20 protein-coding genes are annotated in these 23,149 nt (G+C 37.1%); 8 read left to right on the forward strand and 12 right to left on the reverse strand.

Features of this window, described 5'->3' with window-relative positions:
* Nucleotides 1–279: 279 nt before the first annotated feature.
* Nucleotides 280–1,824: a hypothetical protein gene (locus tag DDF69_RS06595; RefSeq protein ID WP_114820074.1), complete on the reverse strand. Its 1,545-nt coding sequence runs from the start codon at nucleotides 1,822–1,824 to the stop codon at nucleotides 280–282.
* 148 nt (nucleotides 1,825–1,972) lie between these two features.
* On the opposite strand from DDF69_RS06595, the gene DDF69_RS06600 reads away from it, so the two are divergent.
* From DDF69_RS06600 to leuB, 4 genes are all read left to right on the forward strand, one after another.
* Nucleotides 1,973–3,136 carry a 2-isopropylmalate synthase gene (locus DDF69_RS06600; RefSeq protein WP_114820075.1) on the forward strand — a complete coding sequence of 388 codons (1,164 nt, stop codon included), beginning with the start codon at nucleotides 1,973–1,975 and terminating at the stop codon, nucleotides 3,134–3,136.
* Between the two features lie 28 nt (nucleotides 3,137–3,164).
* Nucleotides 3,165–4,553, forward strand: coding sequence for a 3-isopropylmalate dehydratase large subunit (leuC, locus tag DDF69_RS06605; RefSeq protein WP_114820076.1), 1,389 nt, complete (start codon nucleotides 3,165–3,167; stop codon nucleotides 4,551–4,553).
* Between the two features lie 200 nt (nucleotides 4,554–4,753).
* Nucleotides 4,754–5,362 carry a 3-isopropylmalate dehydratase small subunit gene (gene leuD, locus DDF69_RS06610; RefSeq protein ID WP_114820077.1) on the forward strand — a complete coding sequence of 203 codons (609 nt, stop codon included), beginning with the start codon at nucleotides 4,754–4,756 and terminating at the stop codon, nucleotides 5,360–5,362.
* Nucleotides 5,343–6,467, forward strand: coding sequence for a 3-isopropylmalate dehydrogenase (leuB, locus tag DDF69_RS06615; protein WP_114820078.1), 1,125 nt, complete (start codon nucleotides 5,343–5,345; stop codon nucleotides 6,465–6,467). Before leuD ends, leuB begins: the two co-directional genes overlap by 20 nt.
* 88 nt (nucleotides 6,468–6,555) lie before the next feature.
* Here the strand turns inward: leuB and DDF69_RS06620 are convergent, their stop codons facing one another.
* From DDF69_RS06620 to DDF69_RS06670, 11 genes are all read right to left on the reverse strand, one after another.
* Nucleotides 6,556–6,741, reverse strand: coding sequence for a hypothetical protein (locus DDF69_RS06620; protein ID WP_114820079.1), 186 nt, complete (start codon nucleotides 6,739–6,741; stop codon nucleotides 6,556–6,558).
* 73 nt (nucleotides 6,742–6,814) lie between these two features.
* Nucleotides 6,815–7,420, reverse strand: a complete 606-nt coding sequence (locus DDF69_RS06625) for a DUF4230 domain-containing protein (RefSeq protein WP_114820080.1) — start codon at nucleotides 7,418–7,420, stop codon at nucleotides 6,815–6,817.
* A gap of 3 nt (nucleotides 7,421–7,423) precedes the next feature.
* Nucleotides 7,424–7,987, reverse strand: coding sequence for a TlpA family protein disulfide reductase (locus DDF69_RS06630; RefSeq protein WP_047430702.1), 564 nt, complete (start codon nucleotides 7,985–7,987; stop codon nucleotides 7,424–7,426).
* 3 nt (nucleotides 7,988–7,990) lie between these two features.
* Nucleotides 7,991–8,458 carry a nucleoside triphosphate pyrophosphohydrolase family protein gene (locus DDF69_RS06635; RefSeq protein WP_027372233.1) on the reverse strand — a complete coding sequence of 156 codons (468 nt, stop codon included), beginning with the start codon at nucleotides 8,456–8,458 and terminating at the stop codon, nucleotides 7,991–7,993.
* Nucleotides 8,459–8,562: 104 nt separating this feature from the next.
* Nucleotides 8,563–9,294 carry an energy transducer TonB gene (locus tag DDF69_RS06640; protein WP_114820081.1) on the reverse strand — a complete coding sequence of 244 codons (732 nt, stop codon included), beginning with the start codon at nucleotides 9,292–9,294 and terminating at the stop codon, nucleotides 8,563–8,565.
* Between the two features lie 115 nt (nucleotides 9,295–9,409).
* On the reverse strand, nucleotides 9,410–9,820 hold the full coding sequence (locus DDF69_RS06645) for a hypothetical protein (protein WP_114820082.1): 411 nt from the start codon (nucleotides 9,818–9,820) through the stop codon (nucleotides 9,410–9,412).
* A 10-nt stretch (nucleotides 9,821–9,830) separates the two neighbouring features.
* Entirely contained in the window at nucleotides 9,831–10,544 is a 714-nt protein-coding gene (locus tag DDF69_RS06650) for a glycohydrolase toxin TNT-related protein (RefSeq protein ID WP_114820083.1), read from the reverse strand.
* 473 nt (nucleotides 10,545–11,017) lie between these two features.
* Nucleotides 11,018–13,237, reverse strand: coding sequence for a zinc-dependent metalloprotease (locus DDF69_RS06655; protein ID WP_114820084.1), 2,220 nt, complete (start codon nucleotides 13,235–13,237; stop codon nucleotides 11,018–11,020).
* A gap of 171 nt (nucleotides 13,238–13,408) precedes the next feature.
* Entirely contained in the window at nucleotides 13,409–16,339 is a 2,931-nt protein-coding gene (locus DDF69_RS06660; RefSeq protein WP_114820085.1) for a reprolysin-like metallopeptidase, read from the reverse strand.
* Between the two features lie 366 nt (nucleotides 16,340–16,705).
* The gene (locus DDF69_RS06665) at nucleotides 16,706–17,203 is read right to left on the reverse strand and encodes a DinB family protein (RefSeq protein ID WP_114820086.1); all 498 of its coding nucleotides are present in this window, start codon (nucleotides 17,201–17,203) and stop codon (nucleotides 16,706–16,708) included.
* 21 nt (nucleotides 17,204–17,224) lie between these two features.
* Entirely contained in the window at nucleotides 17,225–18,364 is a 1,140-nt protein-coding gene (locus DDF69_RS06670; RefSeq protein ID WP_114820251.1) for an acyl-CoA dehydrogenase family protein, read from the reverse strand.
* A 191-nt stretch (nucleotides 18,365–18,555) separates the two neighbouring features.
* On the opposite strand from DDF69_RS06670, the gene DDF69_RS06675 reads away from it, so the two are divergent.
* The 4 genes from DDF69_RS06675 to purC all read left to right on the forward strand — a co-directional run bounded on the left by DDF69_RS06675 (nucleotide 18,556) and on the right by purC (nucleotide 23,076).
* Nucleotides 18,556–20,475 carry an endonuclease gene (locus tag DDF69_RS06675; protein ID WP_114820087.1) on the forward strand — a complete coding sequence of 640 codons (1,920 nt, stop codon included), beginning with the start codon at nucleotides 18,556–18,558 and terminating at the stop codon, nucleotides 20,473–20,475.
* A 538-nt stretch (nucleotides 20,476–21,013) separates the two neighbouring features.
* Nucleotides 21,014–21,619 carry a SatD family protein gene (locus tag DDF69_RS06680; protein ID WP_034698295.1) on the forward strand — a complete coding sequence of 202 codons (606 nt, stop codon included), beginning with the start codon at nucleotides 21,014–21,016 and terminating at the stop codon, nucleotides 21,617–21,619.
* Nucleotides 21,620–21,621: 2 nt separating this feature from the next.
* Nucleotides 21,622–22,317, forward strand: a complete 696-nt coding sequence (locus DDF69_RS06685) for a DUF3307 domain-containing protein (RefSeq protein WP_114820088.1) — start codon at nucleotides 21,622–21,624, stop codon at nucleotides 22,315–22,317.
* A 36-nt stretch (nucleotides 22,318–22,353) separates the two neighbouring features.
* A complete protein-coding gene (gene purC, locus DDF69_RS06690) occupies nucleotides 22,354–23,076 on the forward strand; it encodes a phosphoribosylaminoimidazolesuccinocarboxamide synthase (protein ID WP_047430685.1) in 723 nt (240 codons plus the stop codon).
* Nucleotides 23,077–23,149 lie beyond the last annotated feature (73 nt).

A 23,149-nucleotide genomic window follows, 5' to 3' on the forward strand; every position in this document is an offset into this window, starting at 1 on the left:
GCTCCAATAGGAGCTAACGGTTAATAGTACGTAATTTGTTTTAAAATGATAGCTCCAGAGGAGCGACCTGTTAATACATGCTGTAAATATTGCGTTTTACAATTTTAGATGATTTATTCTCTCGCAGATTAAATTAAGCAGATTTTTTATGTTGATCTGCAAAATCAGCTCAATCTGCGAGAAATTATTTTTAAAAGAAATGAATGATTTGTAATGTTTAATTTTACATTAAATAAATGGTGTTAAATCACTTTAAAACAATTTTTTATGTGTTTTTATTTAATGCTTTCTTTTATACTTTACTTTCTGCTTGATAATCTCAATCACATCTACATTCCGGACTTTAGATTTAATCCATCCATGAATATCAATATAGAATAATGAACGTCTGTAATACTCATTATTGGAATATTCTTCCAGCTTTTTATCAAAACTTTCAAATGCTTTTTGTCTCTGATCCGGTACCTGATTATTCAGGTTCTTAAAAAACTGAATGCTTTCAAAATGGAATTCTTCCGGTTTCTTCATTTTCCTGGCAAACTTCAAAGTAGAAGTAATAAATTCATCATAATCTTCATCATTTCCAGACTCATATTTTGCCATCAAGATCAGAATCCGTGTATGGAACAACAGGTCTTCCTGTACATTTCCTTTGGATTCAATGACCCTCATAGAATATTCAATGGATTTTTCAAACATTTTACTGCCGAAGAACATGGCTGCCATTTTAAGGTAGAGAATCATAAAATGGTGCTCATCAATTCTTTCCCGGAGCTTTTCCATTTTTAATTCCACTTCAGGAATAAGCTTGGTTCCTGTGAAGAATTCTCCCTTTACAAAGTGAATATTCATCAATGTATTGTATTGGGTAAGGAAAATAAGGGACTGTAGGTTTTCGTTCTGAACAAAATTCTCCGCATGTACCATTGTATTGAAATTCTCAAAATGTTCCTCCAGAATATCAATATTTCCATATAAAAACAGAATTTTCAGCAGATAAGTATTCCCTTTGATATACCAGACAGGATGGCTGTAAATCATTTCAGGCTTCTTGTGAAAAAGATCTACCCATTGGTAGGCATATTTCAACGTGTATTTATAATCCTGCAAAAGCTGGTTTTTCCATACATGGGCTTTATAATACCATAATTTCTCGGTGAAATTCAGTTTTTCAGGGTTGATGTTTTTAATCTCGGAGTTAAAAACGTCCATGACTTCCTGTCGGTCTGCATCATTTTTTACATAACCATGGGTGAGCATTTCGCTATATAATTTCAGCGAAAGGTTGGATAATTTTGTTGTATAACGGTTTTGTTTACTGATCTCCTGAGACTGCTTGATAAGCTCTTCGGCACGGCCTTCAATACTTCGTGTAATGAATTGTGATTCAATTACTTTTTCAAGGTCTATGATTTCTGAGGCAATACTTTTTTCATCCAGTTCCAAAGCTGTTTGTTTGGTCTTGTCCAGTATTTTTAAAGCCTGCTTGTAAAGTCCTTTCTGATACAGGATATTGGCAAAATCCAACTGTTCACGAAGCTGGATTCTATAGTTCTGATGACTTGGGTTCATACGGAGGCTCACCAGGATCTGTTTGTAAAGATGGGCTTTAAGGTTAGAAAGCTGTTGTTTTGTAGATATTTTTTTCTCAATAATAATACTTTCGTCATATTCTTTCATCTTGTCCATCTCAGAAAATAACAATAGAAATTTGGCATCCACGTTAATTCCGAGCCGGTTTACGTAGAGCTTAAACTGTCTTTTTTCAGAGGTCGTCAATGACTTTACCAGTACAAACAAAAAATCTTTCTGCAATTCTGCCATTGTAAATTTTAAGGAATTAAATTATTGATTAATAAATAAATACATTTGTTTTTCGAGCTGTTGAATATTGTAATTTTCAGGAAAAGTGAAAATAAAAAAATATCGCAAGCTGTAGTTTTGAGCCAAAATTAAGTAAAAAACTTCACTTATGAATTCCGAAAAAATCGAAATATTTGATACGACACTGAGAGATGGGGAACAGGTTCCGGGATGCAAACTGAATACGGAACAAAAACTGGTAATTGCTGAAAGGCTTGATGAATTAGGGATTGATATTATCGAGGCAGGATTCCCAATTTCCAGCCCCGGAGATTTTGAATCGGTTTCAGAAATTTCAAAACTGGTGAAAAATGCTAAGGTATGCGGACTCACAAGAGCGAACAAAAAAGATATTGATGTAGCGGCAGAAGCGCTGAAGTTGGCAAAGAAACCAAGAATCCATACAGGAATCGGAACTTCTGATTCTCATATTAAATACAAATTCAACTCCACAAGAGAAGATATTATTGAAAGAGCAGCTGATGCAGTAAGATATGCGAAAACCTATGTGGAGGACGTTGAATTTTATGCCGAAGATGCCGGAAGAACAGATAATGAGTATCTGGCAAGAGTTTGTGAAGCTGTGATCAAAGCAGGGGCAACGGTTCTGAATATTCCTGATACCACAGGATATTGCTTACCGGAAGAATATGGTCAGAAAATAAAATACCTGAAAGAAAACGTAAAAGGAATTGAAAAAGCAGTGCTTTCATGCCATTGTCATAATGATCTTGGACTGGCGACTGCCAATTCTATTGCCGGAGCGATCAACGGAGCGCGTCAGATTGAATGTACCATCAACGGATTGGGAGAAAGAGCAGGAAATACAGCGTTGGAAGAAGTCGTCATGATTTTAAAACAGCATAAAGATTTGAATCTGCATACTGATGTGAATTCCAGAATGCTGAATGAAATGAGCGCAATGGTATCTGATCTGATGGGAATGTCTGTACAACCAAACAAAGCCATCGTAGGAGCTAATGCCTTTGCTCACAGCTCAGGAATTCATCAGGATGGGGTGATTAAAAACAGGGAAACGTATGAGATCATTGATCCAGCAGAAGTAGGAGTGAATGCGTCTTCCATTATTCTTACAGCAAGAAGTGGACGCTCAGCATTAGCTTACCGTTTCAAGCATATCGGTTATGAAGTGACCAAAAATGAACTTGATTTTCTGTATCAGGAATTTTTGAAAATTGCTGACCTTAAAAAAGAAATAGGAAATGATGATCTGAGCCTGATGATGGATTCTTTCAGTAGAAAAATAGGATAGGTTTGATTAAATCAAGATAAAGTAAACAATGAACAACAGTAAAAAGACACTTTTTGATAAAGTTTGGGACGCTCACGTGGTAGAAACCATTCCTGACGGACCTCAGATCATTTATATAGACAAACATCTTATTCATGAGGTAACCAGCCCTCAGGCTTTTGCGGAACTTGAATCCAGAAACCTGGAAATATTCAGACCGGAACAGATTGTAGCTACTGCGGATCACAACGTACCTACTTTACACCAGGAGCAGCCTATTAAAGATGAACTTTCAAGAAATCAGGTAGAACAGCTTACAGAAAACTGTAAGAAAAACAATATTGAACTTTTTGGGTTAGGACACCCATATCAGGGAATTGTTCATATCATCGCCCCGGAACTGGGGATTACGCAGCCGGGAATGAGTATTGTGTGTGGCGACAGCCATACCTCTACGCACGGAGCATTTGGATCTATTGCTTTTGGGATTGGAACCAGCCAGGTGGCTCAGGTATTTGCCAGCCAGTGTTTATTGCTGAACAAGCCAAAATCAATGAGGATAACCGTTAATGGTACACTTAATGAAAATGTTCAGCCTAAAGATGTAATTCTTTATATCATTTCAAAAATAGGAACAGATGGAGGAACAGGATATTTCTGTGAATATGCAGGGAATGTATTTGAAGAAATGTCCATGGAAGGAAGAATGACAGTCTGCAATATGAGTATTGAAATGGGTGCCAGAGGAGGAATGATTGCTCCTGATGAAACCACTTTTGAATACGTGAAGGGAAGAAAGTTTGCACCTCAAGGAGAAGAGTGGAATGAAAAAGTAGCGTATTGGAAAACGCTGAAGACAGATGAAGGAGCTATTTTTGATGAAGAACTCAGCTTTGATGCTTCGGATATTTACCCAATGATTACGTATGGTACCAATCCGGGAATGGGGATTTCAATCCGCGAAGTGATTCCGGCACCGCAAAATGAATCGGAAGAGAAGGCATTGAAATATATGGGACTGGAAGCCGGACAGGCGGTAAATAGTATTAAGGTTAATTATGTTTTCATAGGAAGCTGTACCAATGCAAGAATAGAAGATTTTCGTTCTGCCGCTCAGTATATCAAAGGAAAAAGTAAATCTGAGGCTGTAAAAGCACTGATTGTTCCCGGATCTCAACAGGTGGTTAAACAGATTTATGAGGAAGGACTGGATAAAATATTCAGTGATGCAGGGTTTCAGATCCGTCAGCCGGGATGTTCGGCATGTCTGGCGATGAATGATGATAAAATTCCGGAAGGAGAATATTGTGTTTCCACTTCCAACAGAAATTTTGAAGGCAGACAGGGACAAGGTTCAAGGACTATTCTTGCCAGCCCGCTTACTGCAGCAAAAGCAGCCATAGAAGGTAAAATTTCAGCTTTTGAAAGTGTAAACTAAAAAGAATTTAACTACAAAGACACAAAAGATGATAACACTTAAGTAAGAAGAAGGTTCCATTTGCTTGTAGAAAAGAACACTTAAGTTTTTTGAAAATCTTCGATTTTCACTCTTATGTGAACTTCAGTTAAGTAAATTGAAAAGTAAAAAAGAAAACTTTTGTGCCTTTTGTGGTTCCAAGTCTAAACAATATAGAATAAATGCAAAAATTAGTTGTTTTAAAATCCCGTGCAGTTCCACTGCCGGCAGAAAATATAGATACAGACCAGATTATTCCGGCAAGATTCCTGAAAAGTATAGACAGAAAAGGGTTCGGAGAAAATCTGTTCAGAGACTGGAGGTTCAATATTCATACAGGAGAACCGAATCCGGATTTTGTTTTAAACAATCCTAAATTCGAAGGTGAAATTTTAGTGGCAGGAAATAACTTCGGTTGTGGAAGCAGCCGCGAACATGCAGCCTGGTCTTTGACCGATTATGGCTTTAAAGTAATTGTTTCCAGTTATTTCGCCGACATCTTTAAAGGAAATGCTCTCAATAACGGACTTCTTCCTGTAAAGGTTTCTGAAGAATTTTTAAAAGAAATATTAGACGGAATCAATGAAAATCCTGATCATGAAATCGCTATTGATGTGGAATTACAGTCGATCAGCTTTAAAGATACCACGGAAACCTTTGAATTAGATTCTTATAAAAAAATATGCCTGCTGAATGGCTATGACGATATTGATTTTTTAATCAGCAGAAAGCAGGCGATCACAGAATTCGAATTAAAAACACAAAAAGCAAATGAGCGACAATTATTTTAAAATCGCGGTTCTTCCCGGAGATGGGATTGGCCCGGAAATTATCAGTGAAAGCATTAAAATATTGGATGCTATCGCTGAAGTGTTTCAATGTAAATTTCATTTTGACTATGGATTAATCGGTGCAGAAGCTATTTTTAAAACAGGAAATCCTTTGCCCGAAGAAACGTTGAAAATATGTAAAGAATCTGATGCCGTGCTTTTCGGGGCAATTGGAGATCCGGTTTTTGATAATAATCCGGAAGCGAAAGTGAGACCGGAACAGGGATTATTGAAACTTCGTAAAGAGTTGGGACTGTTTGCCAATATCCGCCCGTTAAAAACGTATGCATCTCTTATTGATAAAAGTCCTTTGAAAAGAGAAATTATTGAAGGAGCTGATATCCAGATCTTCAGAGAGCTGGTAAGCGGAATCTATTTTGGTGAAAAATTTACAGATCCGGAAGGAGCTTATGCTTATGACATCTGCAAATACAGTCGCGAAGATATTATTCCGATTGCGCATATGGCATTCCAGGAAGCTCACAAAAGGAAGAAAAAACTTACCCTTATTGATAAAGCTAATGTTCTGGATACTTCAAGATTATGGAGAAAGACCTGTCAGGAAATTGCACCTGAATATCCGGATGTACAGCTTGATTATATGTTTGTAGACAATGCAGCCATGCAGCTGATTCTTAATCCTAAGCATTTTGATGTTATTGTAACGGAAAACATGTTTGGAGATATTATTTCGGATGAAGCAAGTGTGATCGGAGGTTCTATCGGCTTGCTGCCATCTGCCTCAGTAGGAGAGAAGAATGCTTTGTTTGAGCCTATTCATGGGTCTTACCCACAAGCAAAAGGAAAAGGAATTGCCAATCCTGTTGCTTCTATTTTAAGTGTGGCTATGATGCTGGATCATCTTAATTTGAAAACGGCAGCAGATAAATTAAGACAATCTGTAGAACATGCTATTGAGAACAAGTATGTCACGATTGATCTTAATACCAAACAATATTACTCAACAAGTGAAGTGGGAAGCTTTATTGCCGACCATATCAGATATTCCGAGAAGTCATATTACAATTTTGAAAATATCAAGATCGGAAAATCAACCATTGTATAGAAACAAAAGTTCAGTTAGATAGTTAGAAAGAAAAGTTCCGCCTCGTATGAGACGGAACTTTTCGTTATAATAGAGCGTTGTCGCCCTTTTATTTTTTTGTGTTATCTGTTTTTCCTGATTTGTTTTTGGAAGACTTCTGCACATCTTCTTTATCAATATCAGGCGGATTGGTCTTTTTTGATGCTGCAGGAATATTCTGGAAATCCTGATTTTGCTTTTGGGTTTCTGCGGTATTGGCAGATTCTTTCTTAGTGGTTTTTCCTTTTCTATCCATGATTTTGATTTTAAAGTGTCAACAATATGGATGATATCATTCAAAGGGTTTGCCAAACAGAAATATTTTATCCCTAAAGTCCCAGAATACCAATTTTTCCGGTTTTATCTTCTATTTCATAATTTAAAGCCTTAGCCAGAACAAAAACATTATTCAGATTTTCCATGAGCTGTTTACGGCCTTCAGTTCTCAACTGATTCTGGTCAATTGATTTTTCTGCCGTTTCCTTTGCTTTAGCAGTAACATTTTTAATGTCTTTTTCCGAGATTCTGTTAATAAAAGAATCATCCAGAGATTGGATTTCAACACTTGGAGTAATTCTGATCTCTGCATCAGGAAGCTCGGTAATAATAAGCTTTTTATTGATGGAATCTACTTCGATCTTCATTTTATTAAGATCATACGAAACCTGTGCATTGGTCTTGGTATAAGTAATAATGCTGTTGCTGGAAATTTCCTTACCAAAAACTTCATAGCCCATTTTGGTTTTCTGCATGCTGGAAGTATTCTGCTCCATAACCACCATCTTATTCATCTTTGAAATCTGATTGGTCAGAATATAATAATCTGACTTTTCAGTTTTATTTCCCAGGTTCAGACATGATTTCAGACCCAAAAACAGCAGCACCATTGCACCGGCACCGGCTACAAAAGATAATATTGTTCTATAATTTCTCAAAATCTATTTAAAAATTTCTTTGATAACAGATGAATCATTCTTTTTAAGAATTTGAACCAAATCCCTTTCAATATATCCTGTAGTAGGCATTTCTATAATTCTACCTACTTCTTTTCCATATCTTTTAAGAATAATGGTAGGAACTTTCTGCAGATTGTAAAGACTTTCGTCTCCGGTAGGAGATTCTTTCTTACGGTTAACAGCAATAATATTCAATTTACTTTCCGGATAACTTACAGCTTCCAATATTTTCATCAGTCTTGGAAAATCTCTGTGGCTGTCTTCACACCAGGTTCCCATGAAAACAATAATATCATAGGTTCCGATTTTCTCTTTTTTTAATTCACTGACTGCTTTTTGATCAAGAACATATTCATCATGTTCTTTCACATACCAATCTGCGTAAGGAGCTTTTAAAAATTGCTCTTTCAACTGGTTTCCCAAAAGCATTTTGCCGTCATTCTGCGTTTCAACTTCACGGTTTACCACAACTTTTTGTGCGGTAAGCTGTTGTGCTGCTAAAAACAAGCTTGAAAAGGCAACAATATTGGTAATAAATTTTTTCATATTTTATTTTTCGATAATTGATTTTAAATCAGCAGGAGAATAGTATTTGTTTTTCAGCACTTTATGATCCGCCTGTCTGTAAACATTGAATTTTTCTCCAGACTTTTCATAAAAAGATTCTACTTCCTTCGCTTTGTAAAATTCAACAGTTTCCTTTGCCTGCTCTTCATTATCACATGCTTTCGACATATTGGAGCGCTGAACTTCGTTGAATAGCTCTACAAATTTGTTGCCAAGTCCGAATTCCAGTACCGCACCACTCAAAACATACTGAAGATCACACAATGCGTCAGCAATTTCTACAATATTATTGTCAGCAATCGCCTGCTTCAGTTCGTTTAATTCTTCCTGTAAAAGTTCTACTCTAAGATTGCATCTTTCCGGAGAAGGAATTTGTGGGGTATCTAAAATAGGGGCTTTGAAAGTAGTATGGAATTCTGCTACTTGGTTCAGACTATCAATTTTATCCATGAATTTTTTTATTTCCCACAAAGATAGAAAAGGATTTGTAAAATGTGAAATGTACAGGAGTAAAATATGAGACCCAAAAGCGCAGGCTGTCTAATGTTTTTATTTTACTCCCGCGAACTAAAGTTAATAGACATTCTAAACCATGATTTTACTGGTGTTCCATTAGTTTTTGCCGGAGTCCACTTTCCTTTTATTTTTTTCAGAGCAAATTTTACATCTTCAAGAAGAATTTTGTTGTTTTCTACTTTCGGTTCAATATCTACATTGGTGATCTCTCCATTTTCATCTATTGCAAAGGATATAAGAAATGTTCCTTTTGGATTGTAAGTTTCCCAATCCAAATAATTACTTAAGCTTTCAAGAACATCTTTTCTAAATGCTTTCATCCCACCAGGCATGGCAGCAGACTGATATGATTTAGCAATATCGTAATCGGGTTTGTAATTTTCAAAAAAATCTTTGGGTTGGAATAGAAAATCGAAATAAGCGGCAACTTTCTGTCCGTTTTGCTCTGCAGGCTGCCAGTTTTTTAAGCTCCCTAAAGATTTGACAGCAAGAGTAAAAGCGCATTTGTTCTTTTCTATAATAAGATCATCGCTCTTTTTCTTTACTAAAGCAGGTTTACCATTCTCATCAATCTTTAGGCTTACAAAATACATCTCATTTTGATCACATGGTTTTGAGCCGCTTTTCAGGAAATAGTCCTGCATATCTGAGAACAATTGGATAGAACCTCCTTGGTATGGAAACTGGCCATCAGGATATTGGGCAAGTGTTTTTTGTGAATATGCTGACTCAAAGAACAGCATGAAAAGAAGTAAAGTAATCTTTTTCATGAATTAACGTGTTTTCCTGGTTATTGCTGATGTTATTAATTTCTTCGCTAAAGTAAGAAAAAAGTCCACAATCTGAAACTTGTGGACTTTTAATAGGATATGGATAGGATTTCAATTACTCATATTTCCAGATTCCGGAGATGGTCAATATCATCAATCCTGGCTGCTTTTCCCCATAGCTGAAAACGCCTATGTATTTTGAATGGCAGGAAGTACAATCGGTACCAAAATATAAAGTAGGTAAATCATTAACTGTTAATTCTCCGAAATGCAACATTCTTTGAGAGGTTCCGTTGGCAATTCTGTGCTTTAACAATTCATCTTTGGATAATATTTTACCTTCATGGTACAGTTGTAGAATAGGAAATCCTGATTCGTAGGGTTTTATTGCAATAGTATTTTTGTTTCCGCAATGACAGCAGGTGAAAGTGGTTATTGCTGAAGGAAGAGCTTCATCGTTGATAAAGGTGTTTTTTTCAACAGAAGCTTTTTCGGTTATGCTTATTTTTTCTGATATTGAATACATCACGGTTGATTTATGGCTGAATAACTGTACCTGCTAAGTTAGGGTATTTTCCGCTGGGGCTTTTCTTAATGGTTACTTTTATATAGCCTTCTTCAGCCAGCTTATTCCATGTTTTCTGATAACCCGTGTTGATGTCGATAGGGATTTTCCACATGGTTTGTTTTCCTTTTCCTGCCTGGCTGAACCAAGGAATGATGTCTGCGGTTTGGGTTTTAAACTGCATAGAACTATTCAAAACATCGATTTCATAGTAAAAATCGTACTTGTCTTCCGGTTGATTTAATGCTCTTTGGGTAAAAGTATAAGTATAACCATTGATAATAGGGCTTGTAAAACTTCCTCCCAATGTAGGAACTCCGGTGCCGGTATAGTTGCCAACCGCTCCGCTGTATCTGTCGAATTTCTGTCCAACCTGTAAAGGAACATCATCAACAATATTGTAACCTCCGTTGGCAGGCGGCCATCCGCCATTTAAATTATTAGCCTTAAAAAGTGATTCCAACTCACTCCATTTTCCCCTTTTGTATAGGTCATAAGCCTGATTTTTTATGGCTTGACTTACCGAATTACCGGGATCATAGGTTACTGCCAGTTCATCTGCATTTTTGTAGAATACAGTGGTCACATCCGGATTGATGTCTATTACTTCATCATCGTCAGAGCTACAGGCAACCGAGAATGAAGTAATGGCTAAAAAAAAGAGGTACTTAAATAAATGTTTCATATAAAAAATTTTAAATTATTTTAAAATTATAGAGGTATTAGAGGAATGTACCTTTTTTGAAACATCAATTTTTTGCAAAGATCTCACATGAAATACTGATATGAATATTACTAATGATTCTCTGGTCCAGAATAGAAATTTTTGAGGCTGGAATTTGTTTAATAATAGACTTTTTTCGTAGCAAATTGCTGAAATAGTAATTTACACCAAAATAAATTCAAAAGAAGCAACGGCATCAGACGTTAAAAAAACGGCTTGAAGCTCCCTTAAATACGATCCGGGTAAACAGCACAATACAATATTGTTGTGTGATAAATTTAAATTAAAAAACTTAAATACTAGTTATTTTATCTAAAATAAATTATTATTTTGAAATTAATTTTATTTATAAACCTATTTATTATAATATTTTGCATTTTAAGAAATAAAAAAGCTGCCCGGATGAGCAGCTTATTGTTTCAGGTTTATTTTTTCTACTTTTTAATGAATTGTTTTGTAAATCCTGCGATCTGGATTACGTAAGTTCCATTGGTTAGTTTATTTACATTTACGGTTCCACTTTCAAGATTTCCTCCACTTACAAGCCTGCCAGACATGTCGTAGATTTTATATTCTTCATTACTTGTATTGGTAAGGATAAGAATGCTTTTTACAGGATTTGGATACAGTTTAATTTCTGTGGATGACGAAGCAGCATCGTCATTTGAGTTTTTTACCGAAATATTGGCATTATTGATATCAAAGAAAATATGATTGCTTCCTTTGACCATTATTCTTCCGGAATTGGTTAAAGTATCAGGAATTATAATACTCTCTGAGCCGTCATTAGGTGTTCCGGTCAAAATTGTTTTCCATGTGCTGCCGTTATCTGTTGACCATAGAATGTCTACATTAGCTGTATTCACACCATTAGCTGTGGTTCCTGCTACATCCCATGTAACCGTTTGTGAATTTCCTTTTATATAAGAAACCGCAGTGTTCTGTGAGGTAATCATAAATGGCCCTGCTGCTGGGTTCACAGTCAGCTTTGTATCATCGGAATTGTTGCCTCCGCCTCCGGCTTTATTATCGCGGACGGTGAGTCTGAAATTTAAGGTTCTCGCTACAGAAGGAAGTGCTTCAACATCTATTTCTGTTCCTGTGGTTTTAAGAGCACCTGCCAATATGGAAGACATTGCCGGAAAATACCTTGTCGGAGAACCTGAAGGCGTCCACGATCTGAATATTGGTCCTGCGTTTTTTGAGTCTTTTGCCGCAGAATTAGCTCCCGTTTCAGAAGATGTTCCTTTATCCATCTGCTCCCAGATATAAGTAAGCGGGTCTCCATCTGCATCAGTTCCAGATCCGGTAAGCATGAATGGAGTACTTTTGGGAATAATATAATCAAGGCCTGCATCTGCGGTAGGAATTGAATTTCCTGTAGGAGATTTTACAGGGCAGGTCTTTATTTTGATCGTACTCGTAATTTGTTCAATACTCAACGCATGGAAAAATGGATCAGAATGTTGTTGAACATCATAGTTGGTAACACCGGCATATCCCATGATAGTAGATCCTGAGCCTGGTTCCACAGGCTTTAATCCGGATTGGGTATCGTATGACCATGTATGATTTCCTCCGAATTGATGTCCCATTTCATGCGCTACAAAATCGATATCAAAGCTGTCTCCCGAAGGGATTCCGTTTGCCGGTGAAGTGTATCCGCTTCCTTTGTAGCTGCTGGGATAGGTAATGCCCTGGTCTTCGTAAGTAGACATATTATTGTCACAAATACATCCAATACATCCTGCGTTACCGCCGCCTCCATCCCTGCCAAAAAGATGACCCACGTCAAAATGATCATTTCCGATGGAAGAGCTTAATGTATTCATCAGCTGCAGATTCCAGTTTCTCATTTGTGAAGATGGAGAATAAGGATCTGTGGCGGCATCAGTATAAATGATAGCATCATTATCAGCGATCAGGACCATTTTCGCCGCAAAATCATTTTCAAAGATAGCATTTACACGGGTCATTGTGTTATTCATGGCTGCTAATGCCTGAGCTTTTGTTCCTCCAAAATAAGAAGCGTATTCTCCGGTACATGAAAGGGCAAGTCTGAAGGTTCTTAATGTAGAATCATCAGCATTTTTATTAGTATTGGTTTTCAGACTTTCCTTTGGAGCTACATCTAAAACTTTACACTCAAATTTATTTAAAATATCTTTTCTGTCAGACTTTTTATAAATGATATAAGTAGAAAGATCTTTAGTGTAGGGTTGTATAAAAACAGTAGATTTGTCACTATAAATTTCCATAGAAGAAAGCCCAAGAGAAGAAATGCTGAAATAGACTTTTGAAGCTTGATCTTCCAAACCTTCACCAATGTAAGACTTGATATCAGGGTATTTTGCAGCAAGTTCGGGTTCAAAATTAGAATTTTCCGTTACTTTAAAGTTTTCCATTTTTCCTGCTGAATTGGGGAAGGAAATAATGACTTCAGATTTTTCGGTTAATTTTTCTGAGGCCTTTGCTAATACATTTTTTAATCCGGTAATATTCAGATGAAAAAGCTGCGGATTTTTGAAAACTGACATATTTTCAAAAATGGGAGAGGATGTTTTAATGGAGCTGGAAGTCCATAAACGATCGGTCTGTGCAAAAGAAATGCCTGACAATGCGAGCATTCCCGTTATCAATAATTGTTTTTTCACTTACATATGTATTTTCAGCAAAAATAGTAAAAAAACTCACTGAAAATGTATTCTTTATCCTTGTTTTTTGTTCCATAAGAAAAGAAGGAAAAGTGATAGAGTATAAAATTTAAAAAAAAGAAAAACCGTTCCATGCAGAACGGTTTTTCACATCGTTTAATTGTAAAGGGATTAGTTTTTAACAAATCTCTTAGAAGATTCTCCAATTTGGATCATATAAGCGCCCTTGATAAGGTTGCTTACGTTCACAGATCCTCTTTGTAGTTTTCCTGAGTCGATTAGTTTTCCACCCATATCGAAGATTTTATAATCTTCAGAAGTAGTATTGGAAATATAAAGTATATCTCTTGCAGGGTTTGGATAAAGCTTCACATCGGTGATCAGATCTTTTGTATTATGAAGATCTCCTTTTCCGGAAGAAACAATATTAAGGGTATAATCTTCCACCTGTCCGTACGTGAAGGCTTCACATGAAGAAGTAGGGATTGAGCTATACTTCATCATTACTCTCATTCTTGTAGATCCAACAGCAGCAGTAGCCGGGATGGTGATAGATCCTGTAACCGGACTTGTTGTAGAGCCTGCTTTTGTCCATGCCAGTTCTCCGCTGTCTGTAAAGTCTCCGTCTCCGTTGTAATCAATATAAACCGCGTAAGCTTCACTGTATTTGGTAGAAGTCCAAACCGGAGTAATGGAAATTGTGTAAGCGCTTCCTCTTGTAACATTCGTAGAAACTGAAGTGAAGTTTTCATATCCTGCGGTTCCTGTAGACGTATTATTAATAGATCCGAAGGTTACATTTCCTATTCTTTCATCTGCTGTATTTGAGGCCGAAGAAGAGCAATACGTAACTGTTCCTCCAGAAAGAGTTGTCACACTCACTGTATTACTTGATACCGAAGCATTTCCAGCTGCATCTTTTGCTTTCACAGAGAAAGAATACGTAGTTGCAGGTGAAAGTCCCGTTACTGTGTATGTAGTAGATGCTGTAGAACCAATTAATGAAGCCCCTTGGTATACATCGTATCCGGTAACGCCAACATTATCTGTAGCTCCGGACCATGAAAGGTTAGTGGTTGTAGCTGTAGTTCCTGAGGCAGCAAGGGTAGGCGCTGTAGGAGCAACGGTGTCAGGAGTTCCTGAACCTGCATTGACAGAGATGTTGGCATTGTTGACATCAAAGAAAATGTGGTTTGATCCTTTTACCATAATTCTTCCCGTTGTTGTCGTAGCATTAGGAATAGTCACCGCCTGTGAACCGTCATTAGGTGTTCCTGCTAATAGAGTTGTCCATGTATTTCCGCTGTCTGTAGACCAAAGGATATCTACATTGGCAGTATTTACATTATTTGCTGTAGTTCCTGCTACATCCCACGTAATGGTTTGAGAACTTCCTCCAGCATAAGTCGTTGCAGAGTTTTGCGAAGTTACCAGGAATGGTCCTGCTGTTGAATTTACTGTGATTACTGCATCGTCAGAATTATTTCCGGAACCTCCGGCTTTGTTGTCGCGAACGGTAAATCTGAAGTTTAATGTTCTGGCTACTAAAGAAAGTGCTTCTACTGTGATTTCAGACCCTGCTGTAGTGGTAGCACCTGCTAAAACAGACGCCATTCTAGGGAAGTATCTTACAGGTGCAGTAGTAGGAGTCCAGGATCTGAAGTTAGGCCCTGAAGTTTTTGTAGCACTTGCTGCAGAACTTGCTCCTGTTTGGGAAGAAGAAGCATTGTCCATTTGCTCCCAGATGTAGGTTAGAGAATCTCCATCAGCATCTGTTCCTGTTCCTGTAAGAACAAATGGAGTTCCTTTTGGAATGGTATAATCTAATCCTGCATTAGCTGTAGGAATTGCATTTCCTGTATTGGTATTAACTGAGCAGGTTTTAGCTTTAATATTATTGGTGATTTGTTGAATACTGATCGCATGGAAGAACGCATCAGAGTGCGGCTGGATATCCTGGCTGGTAATTCCTGCATATCCCATGATGGTTGACCCTGATCCGGGTTCCATATTGGCTCCTGTTCCTTCATTGCTCATAGAGAATGTATGATTTCCACCGAACTGGTGTCCCATTTCGTGAGCCACGTAGTCAATATCGAAATTATCTCCTGAAGGAATGGCATCTGCAGGAGAGGTATATCCGCTTCCTTTTGATCCGTTTGTACAGATACAGCCGATACAACCAGCATTTCCTCCACCTCCTGAAGCTCCGAACAAGTGACCGATGTCATAATTAGCTTCACCGATTACCGAAGTTAATGTACTTTGTAATTGCGAATTCCAGCTGCTCATTCCCGAAGCTGCAGAGTAAGGGTCTGTAGAAGCATTGGTGTAGATAACCGCATCATTGTTGGCGATAAGGACCATTCTTGCTGCGAAATCTTTTTCAAAAACCCCGTTTACTCGAGTCATTGTAGTATTCATAGCAGCTAAAGCCTGAGCTTTTGTTCCTCCAAAGTAAGTGGTGTATTCTCCTGTACAGGATAATGCCAGTCTGAATGTTCTCAGTTTAGCATCATCGGCATTAGGTCTTGCTGCAAGAGCGGAATTGGAAACTCCTTTCTGTGCTGCATCTACCACCGTACATTCAAACTTGTTAAGATCGTCTTTTTTATCAGATTTTCTGTATACAACATACGAAGAAAGATCTTTGGTGTAAGGCTCGATGAAAACAGCCGATTTATCACCATAAATTTCCATAGAAGACAGTCCTAGTGGAGAAACACTGAAATAAACTGTGGAATTAGGATCATCCAGACCTTGTCCTACATAGGATTTGATATCCGGATATTTTGCTGCCAGCTCAGGAGCAAAATTGGAATTCTCTCTCACTTTAAAATTTTCCATTCTGCCTTCAGAATTTGGAAAAGAAATAATGATTTCAGATTTTTCGCCTGCAGCCAGCCTTTTGGGAGCTTTTGCCAACATGTTTTTCAATCCGTTGATATCCAGGTTGTATACCTTAGGATTGCTGATGCTGGTTTTGTTTTCAAAGATCTCTGATGAAGTTCTTTTTGAGCCTTCAGACCAAAGACGGTCCGTCTGTGCGAAAGAAATACCCGAAATAAGGAGCATTCCAATCAGCGTTAATTGTTTTTTCATATTAAATATTAAATTTGATTGTGGAATATCAAAGCTAATAAAAAATATATTATGAAAAACAAAATTTTTTAAGGAAAATTTAGACTTTAGCCATAATGTATTATGCGTTGCATTGAATATAATTGAAAAAGCTTATTAATAAAAGAAAAATAAAATTTTCGAACCGGATTTTAATTTCAAAAAAATAAAATATCTGCGTTTTGATTATTAATTTACCAAAAAGAGACAATGTAATAGATCTATTATTGAAAAATGTGTAAATATTGTTGTTGATTTATTTTTTTTAAATCTTGCTTCATGCGCATTTTGTCCATAAAAAAAGCTGTCTCAAAATGAAACAGCTTACTATATTGATGCAATCTTGAATTACATTTTGTCATCAGCAGTAGGGCCATAAAGTCCGGGAACTTTATTTCCGGTTGATCTCAAGTAAACAACCAGCTCACCTCTGTGATGGTACAAATGATTATAAAGAAAAGCTCTCACTACCTGAACCTTTGGCATAGGAGGGAAAAGTACATTTCCGTCCATTTCCATTTTCCACTCATTGAAATAAGTGTTTTCGTCCGAGTTTTCAAGAACTTTCTGTGCGTTGGCAACATTTTCTTCAAATTTGGCAAGGATATTCTCCGCTTTGGAAATATCTCCTTTGTCATACCTATACGTACCCATATCAAAAATATCCTTATTGAAAGTAGATTCGTACCAATTGTATACTTCAGCAATATGAGAGGCAAGCTGGCCGGTAGTCCAGTTTTTTTCGGACGGTTTCCAATCCAGTGCGCTGTCGGGGATTGCCTGTAAAATTTTTCTGGTGTTTTCAGCCTCATGCAGAAATTCACCTAAAAGTGCCTGTTTAATCATTTGTATCGGGATTTTAAAATGTTATTTCGTGATATCTCTTCCGATGACCAGTCTCTGGATCTCAGAAGTTCCTTCTCCGATAGTACAAAGCTTAGAGTCTCTATAGAACTTTTCAGCAGGGAAGTCCTTTGTATATCCATATCCTCCGAAGATCTGAACTGCATTGTTTGAGATTCTTACACAAGCTTCAGAAGCGTATAATTTAGCCATAGCTCCTTCTTTGGTCATTTTTTGTTTTGCATTCTTAAGCGTAGATGCTCTCTGGATAAGAAGTTCAGCAGCATCAATTTCTGTAGCCATATCAGCCAACATAAAGTTGATTGCCTGGAAATCTGCAATAGGTTTTCCGAACTGATGTCTTTCTTTTGCATATTTCAAAGCAGCTTTGTAAGCTCCTCTTGCAGTCCCTAAGCTTAATGCAGCAATAGAGATTCTACCACCATCCAAAACTTTCATAGCCTGCTTGAAACCTTCGCCTACTTCACCTAAACGATGAGAATCCGGTACACGTACGTTATCAAAAATTAATTCTGCTGTTTCAGAAGCACGCATTCCCAGTTTATTTTCTTTTTTTCCGGAAGTAAAGCCAGGCATTCCTTTTTCTAAAACAAAAGCAGTAGAGTTGTTCTTAGCACTTATTTCTCCGGTTCTTGTCATTACCACGGCAATATCTCCTGAAATAGCATGAGTGATAAAGTTTTTAGCTCCGTTGATAATCCACTCATCACCATCTTTTACAGCAGTAGTAGACATTCCTCCTGAATCAGAACCTGTGTTGTGCTCAGTAAGACCCCAGGCTCCGATTACTTTTCCGGAAGCCAGCTGTGGAAGCCATTTGTGTCTTTGTTCTTCATTTCCAAATTCATAAATATGGTTGGTGCAAAGTGAGTTGTGTGCTGCTACAGAAAGACCAATAGAAGGGTCAACCTGAGAAATTTCGTCCAGAATAGTAACATATTCATGATAACCTAAGCCAGAGCCTCCATATTGTTCAGGAACCACAATTCCCATAAAACCCATCTCACCCAATTGGTGGAATAAGTCTTTTGGAAATGTCTGGCTTTCATCCCATTCCATAATATTCGGTCTGATGTTTTTTTCTGCAAATTCTCTAGCCGTCTCCGCTATCATTTTGATGTTGTCAATAGTCTCAGTATTCATATAATAATAGTTAGTTCCCAAAGATAACCAAATTGGTGGAATGCTAAAATAAATTATTTCATTCATAATGTTTAAAGGGTAATCTCTTTAATTATCAAAATTTTATATTTAGAATATTAATACTTTCTTAATAAAATATTCAGTCTTTTCCGTTTTTTATTTCACTATTTTAGTTCTCCAATTTTTTAGATATGAAAAAAATTCTACTTCCTATTATATTAATTTCCTCTTATATTTCCGCCCAGGCTCCCGCCGGATATTATGATGGAACGGCAGGATTGACGGGGTATGCCCTGAAATCAAAACTTCACGATATTATTTCAGAAAAGATGGTCAACTGGCATTATGACGATCTTAAAATGTTGTATGCTCAGACTGATCTGGACAGGTATTATGACCACGATGCTTCCAATACTCAATATCTGCTGGATATCTATTCTGAAATTCCTTCAGGACCTGATTCTTATGAATATACTGCGGATCAGCTGGTAGCAGGTGTCGGTATGGAAGGGCAGGGGTATAACAGAGAACATATGATGCCGCAAAGTACATTCAGTACAAGCTCCTCCATCAGCGATTACCCTATGTATTCAGATCTGAATTTTATAATTCCTGTTGATGGATGGATCAATCAGCGCAGGAGCAATTATCCTTATGGAATAGGAAATAATACCAACCATTATATTTTTTCCAACACTTCAAGAATATCCAATGCAGCCATTCCAAACTACCCTTATACGGGAAGAGTGTATGAACCTATTAATGAATTCAAAGGGGATATCGCGAGGTCATTGCTGTATTTTGCAGTACGATATGAAGGAAAATTAGGTTCATTCAATACGGCTTATACCACTTCGGCGAATCTTACTCCGGCAACCGATCAGTGTCCATTGGATGGAACAGAAGAAAGAGCGGTTGATCTTGCTTATATTGCTATGCTGAAACAATGGAGTGCAGCAGATCCTGTTTCCCAAAGAGAAATTGACAGAAATAACACGATCTATACCATACAAAAAAACAGAAATCCATTCATTGACCATCCTGAATGGATTGATCTGATCTGGTCTGAAACGCCTGATAATATTGCACCTGCAGCTCCCGGATCACTGGTTTCAACTCAGCAGAGTGCCTATTTTGTGAATCTGAACTGGACCGCTTCTCCTGATACTGATATTTTAGGATACAGGATTTATATGAATGGGTCTGCAACGCCTGTGGCCACTACAAAGGGAACTTCTATCAGTATTGATCATCTGAGCCCTTCAACTCCATATAGCTTTACTGTGAAAGCTTTTGATAAAGCATATCTTGAATCTCCTTTCAGCAATACGGTGACAACTTCAACGATTGCTTCGGATTCATATGCTCCGGATCTTATGATTACCAAATATATTTCCGGAACCAATGATGCTGCCAATACCATTAAAAATAACGCTCTGGAAATTGTTAACAAAACGGGGCATGAAGTTAATTTAAATAATTACAGGATTAATATCCAGTTTAAAAATAATTCCTCAGGAGCTATTTACAGTGGAGACACCTACGAACTGGAAGGTAAGGTAGGAAATAATGAAGCCTTTGTGATCCTGAATCCGAAATCTACTTTATCGTGTTACACCAATGCCCAGGCAAGATTTGTAACGGCTTCTGATCCGCTCACCTTTAACGGAGGAAATTATGTGGAACTTGCTTATAATAAAACGGTGACTGTGGATGCTATCGGAGTAAAATATACAACCAATAACAACGGAAATGTATCTTTATACAGAAAGAACACCATCAATCAACCCAATAATACTTTTAGTATCAGTGAATGGGATTCTTATCCGGACAATTACTGCCAGGACCTGGGTGGTACCTTGTCTACAGCAGATTTGATCACTGTTAATAAAGAGTTTACCATTTATCCGAATCCTGTTTACGATAATCTCTATGTGAACGGAGAAGTTACCTACATAAAAACGGCTCAGATTATAGATCTTTCCGGAAAAGTGATTTATACGGAGAAAGATCCTTTTAGAAATAAGAAAAGTATTCCGGTGATGGGAATTCCTACAGGAATATATTTCTTAAAGCTTGATGAGAAAGCGCATCAGTTTATTAAAAAGTAAGATAGCGGGAAACTCTTAATGAGTAATCATTCAAACCTCATAGGTTTTTAAAACCTATGAGGTTTATTTTTAATATGACGTAGAAATAATCCAGAAGGTTGCTTTGCTCGTAATCAGCCAAACCTAACAGGTTTTTAAAACCTGTTAGGTTTACTTTATATGGTATAGAAATCATTCAAGAGATTGTTTCGCCTTGTCCGCAATGACTGTTCTAGCCCTGATAGCAGCGGTTATCCCGGAGTTGGGTTTGAGCGTGTATGGGTTTGAGTGTGGGAGAGCGATGGAGCGAGGAGTATGAGCGGATAGCAGGAACAGCTTCTTATTATAAAAAAAATATAAAAAAGTAGAGTTAAAGTCGACATCATAATAAAAGATTGAACATTTTTTTGCTTTTTTGCTATTCTGTGATTTTATATAACGCCCTAAAAACCTTATGTTTACTGCATCATTGATATAAGCTGATTCGCTAATAATGAATATCTATAAGTGTTTCTGCTTATATTTTTTATATATAAGTAATTATGCTTATATTTGCAGTATGATAGCGGTCATTACCGGTGATATTATAAATTCACAGCATGCGGACACTGAAGTTTGGATTACCAGGCTTAAACATCTTCTCGAAAAATGGGGAAGCGCTCCTCACACATGGGAAATCTACAGGGGAGATGAGTTTCAGTTCAAGTGCAAAATTGATGACGTTTTCTGGCGTTTTCTAGCCATAAAATCTCTTATTAAAAGCGTTGAAAATCTGGATGTAAGAATGGCCATAGGTATTGGTGAGGAAAGTTTCTCTTCTGAGAAGATCACTGAATCTAACGGTACAGCCTACGTTAATTCCGGAAGACTGCTTAATGATCTTAAAAGCGACGGTCATACGGTTGCTATTAAAACCTCCAGTGATCCGGTGGACAGAGATCTTAATATCCTGTTGAAATGGTCGTCCAAGGATTTTGATAACTGGACGATGGCTACGGCAGAGATTATTCATGAAATGATCATGAATCAGGATATCACACAGGAAGATCTTGCTAAGAGATTTGCTATTTCACAGTCTTCGGTAAGCCAGAGACTGAAACGAGCCAACTATGAGCTCATCGTGGAAACCAATCAGTATTTCAGAAAGAAAATCTCAGAACTATAGGCATGATCTTCATCAAACTCATATTGGCACATCTACTCGGAGATTTTATACTTCAGCCAAATTCATGGGTTGCAGATAAGGAAAACTATAAACTAAAAAGTAAGTTTTTATACATTCATGTTCTGATTCACACCATTTTAAGTCTTGTTTTTCTTTGGGATCTTCAACTTTGGTGGGTGGCTGTTCTGGTGGGAATTACTCACTTTATTATTGATGCTGCCAAGCTTAGTTTTCAAAATGTAAAGACTAAGAAAAGATGGTTTTTCATAGATCAATTGCTGCATGTTCTGGTGATTGGCGGAGTTTCTTTTTATTTCCAGGAATTCAGCTTTGGATTTTTACAGAATCAGGAATTTTTAAAGGTAATTATGGCGGCACTGTTTTTGACAACACCTGCTTCTATTTTTATCAAAATCTTATTGTCGTCCTGGACACCTGCTCCGGATGGCCCAAACACTATTCAAACCGAATCTTTATCAAGTGCCGGAAAATATATCGGAATTTTAGAACGTCTGCTGGTTTTCACTTTTATCATGGTGAATCACTGGGAAGGCGTAGGTTTCATGGTGGCTGCCAAATCTGTTTTCAGATTCAGCGACCTTGCACAGGCAAAACAGAGAAAGCTTACAGAATATGTATTAATTGGTACACTGCTGAGTTTTGGACTGGCTGTCTTAACAGGAATAATAATAAAATAAATCAATAAATCTAACTACAATTTAGAAAGTAAAATTATGAGTCAAAAGAAAGAAATGTTGTACGAGGGGAAAGCAAAACAAGTATTTGCAACCGATAATCCTGATGAAGTAGTAGTACGTTTCAAAGACGATGCTACAGCATTTAATGCTCAAAAAAGAGGTCAGGTAGACCTTAAAGGGGAAATGAACAACGCGATCACAACTCTTATTTTTGAATATTTAAATGAAAAAGGGATCAAAACTCATTTCATCCAAAAATTAGACGAAAGAGAGCAGCTGGTAAGAAAAGTTTCTATCATTCCTTTGGAAATGGTAGTAAGAAACTACTCTGCAGGAAGTATGGCACAAAGATTAGGAGTGGAAGAAGGAATTAAATCTCCGGTAACGATCTTCGATATCTGCTATAAAAAAGATGAATTGGGAGATCCGCTTATCAATGATCACCATGCCGTTTTCTTAGGAGCAGCTACTTACGAAGAGCTTGACGAGATGTATGAGTTATCTTCAGATATCAATGATATCCTTATCGACCTGTTTGACAAAATCAATATCATCCTGGTAGATTTCAAAATCGAATTAGGTAAAACTTCAGACGGAGAAATCATCTTAGCAGACGAAATCTCTCCTGATACATGCAGACTTTGGGATAAAGATACCATGAAGAAATTAGACAAAGACAGATTCAGAAGAGACTTGGGAGAAGTTACTGAGGCTTATGTTGAAATCTACAACCGTCTTAAAAATCTTTTACAGAAATAAGATTTAATTTATTTAAAGATTAAACCATTTAAAAATTAAACAGGCTGTAATCTTTTTAATCATTAAATTTTTT

The organism is Chryseobacterium sp. KLBC 52 (assembly GCF_003347605.1).
Classification (GTDB): Bacteria; Bacteroidota; Bacteroidia; order Flavobacteriales; family Weeksellaceae; genus Chryseobacterium.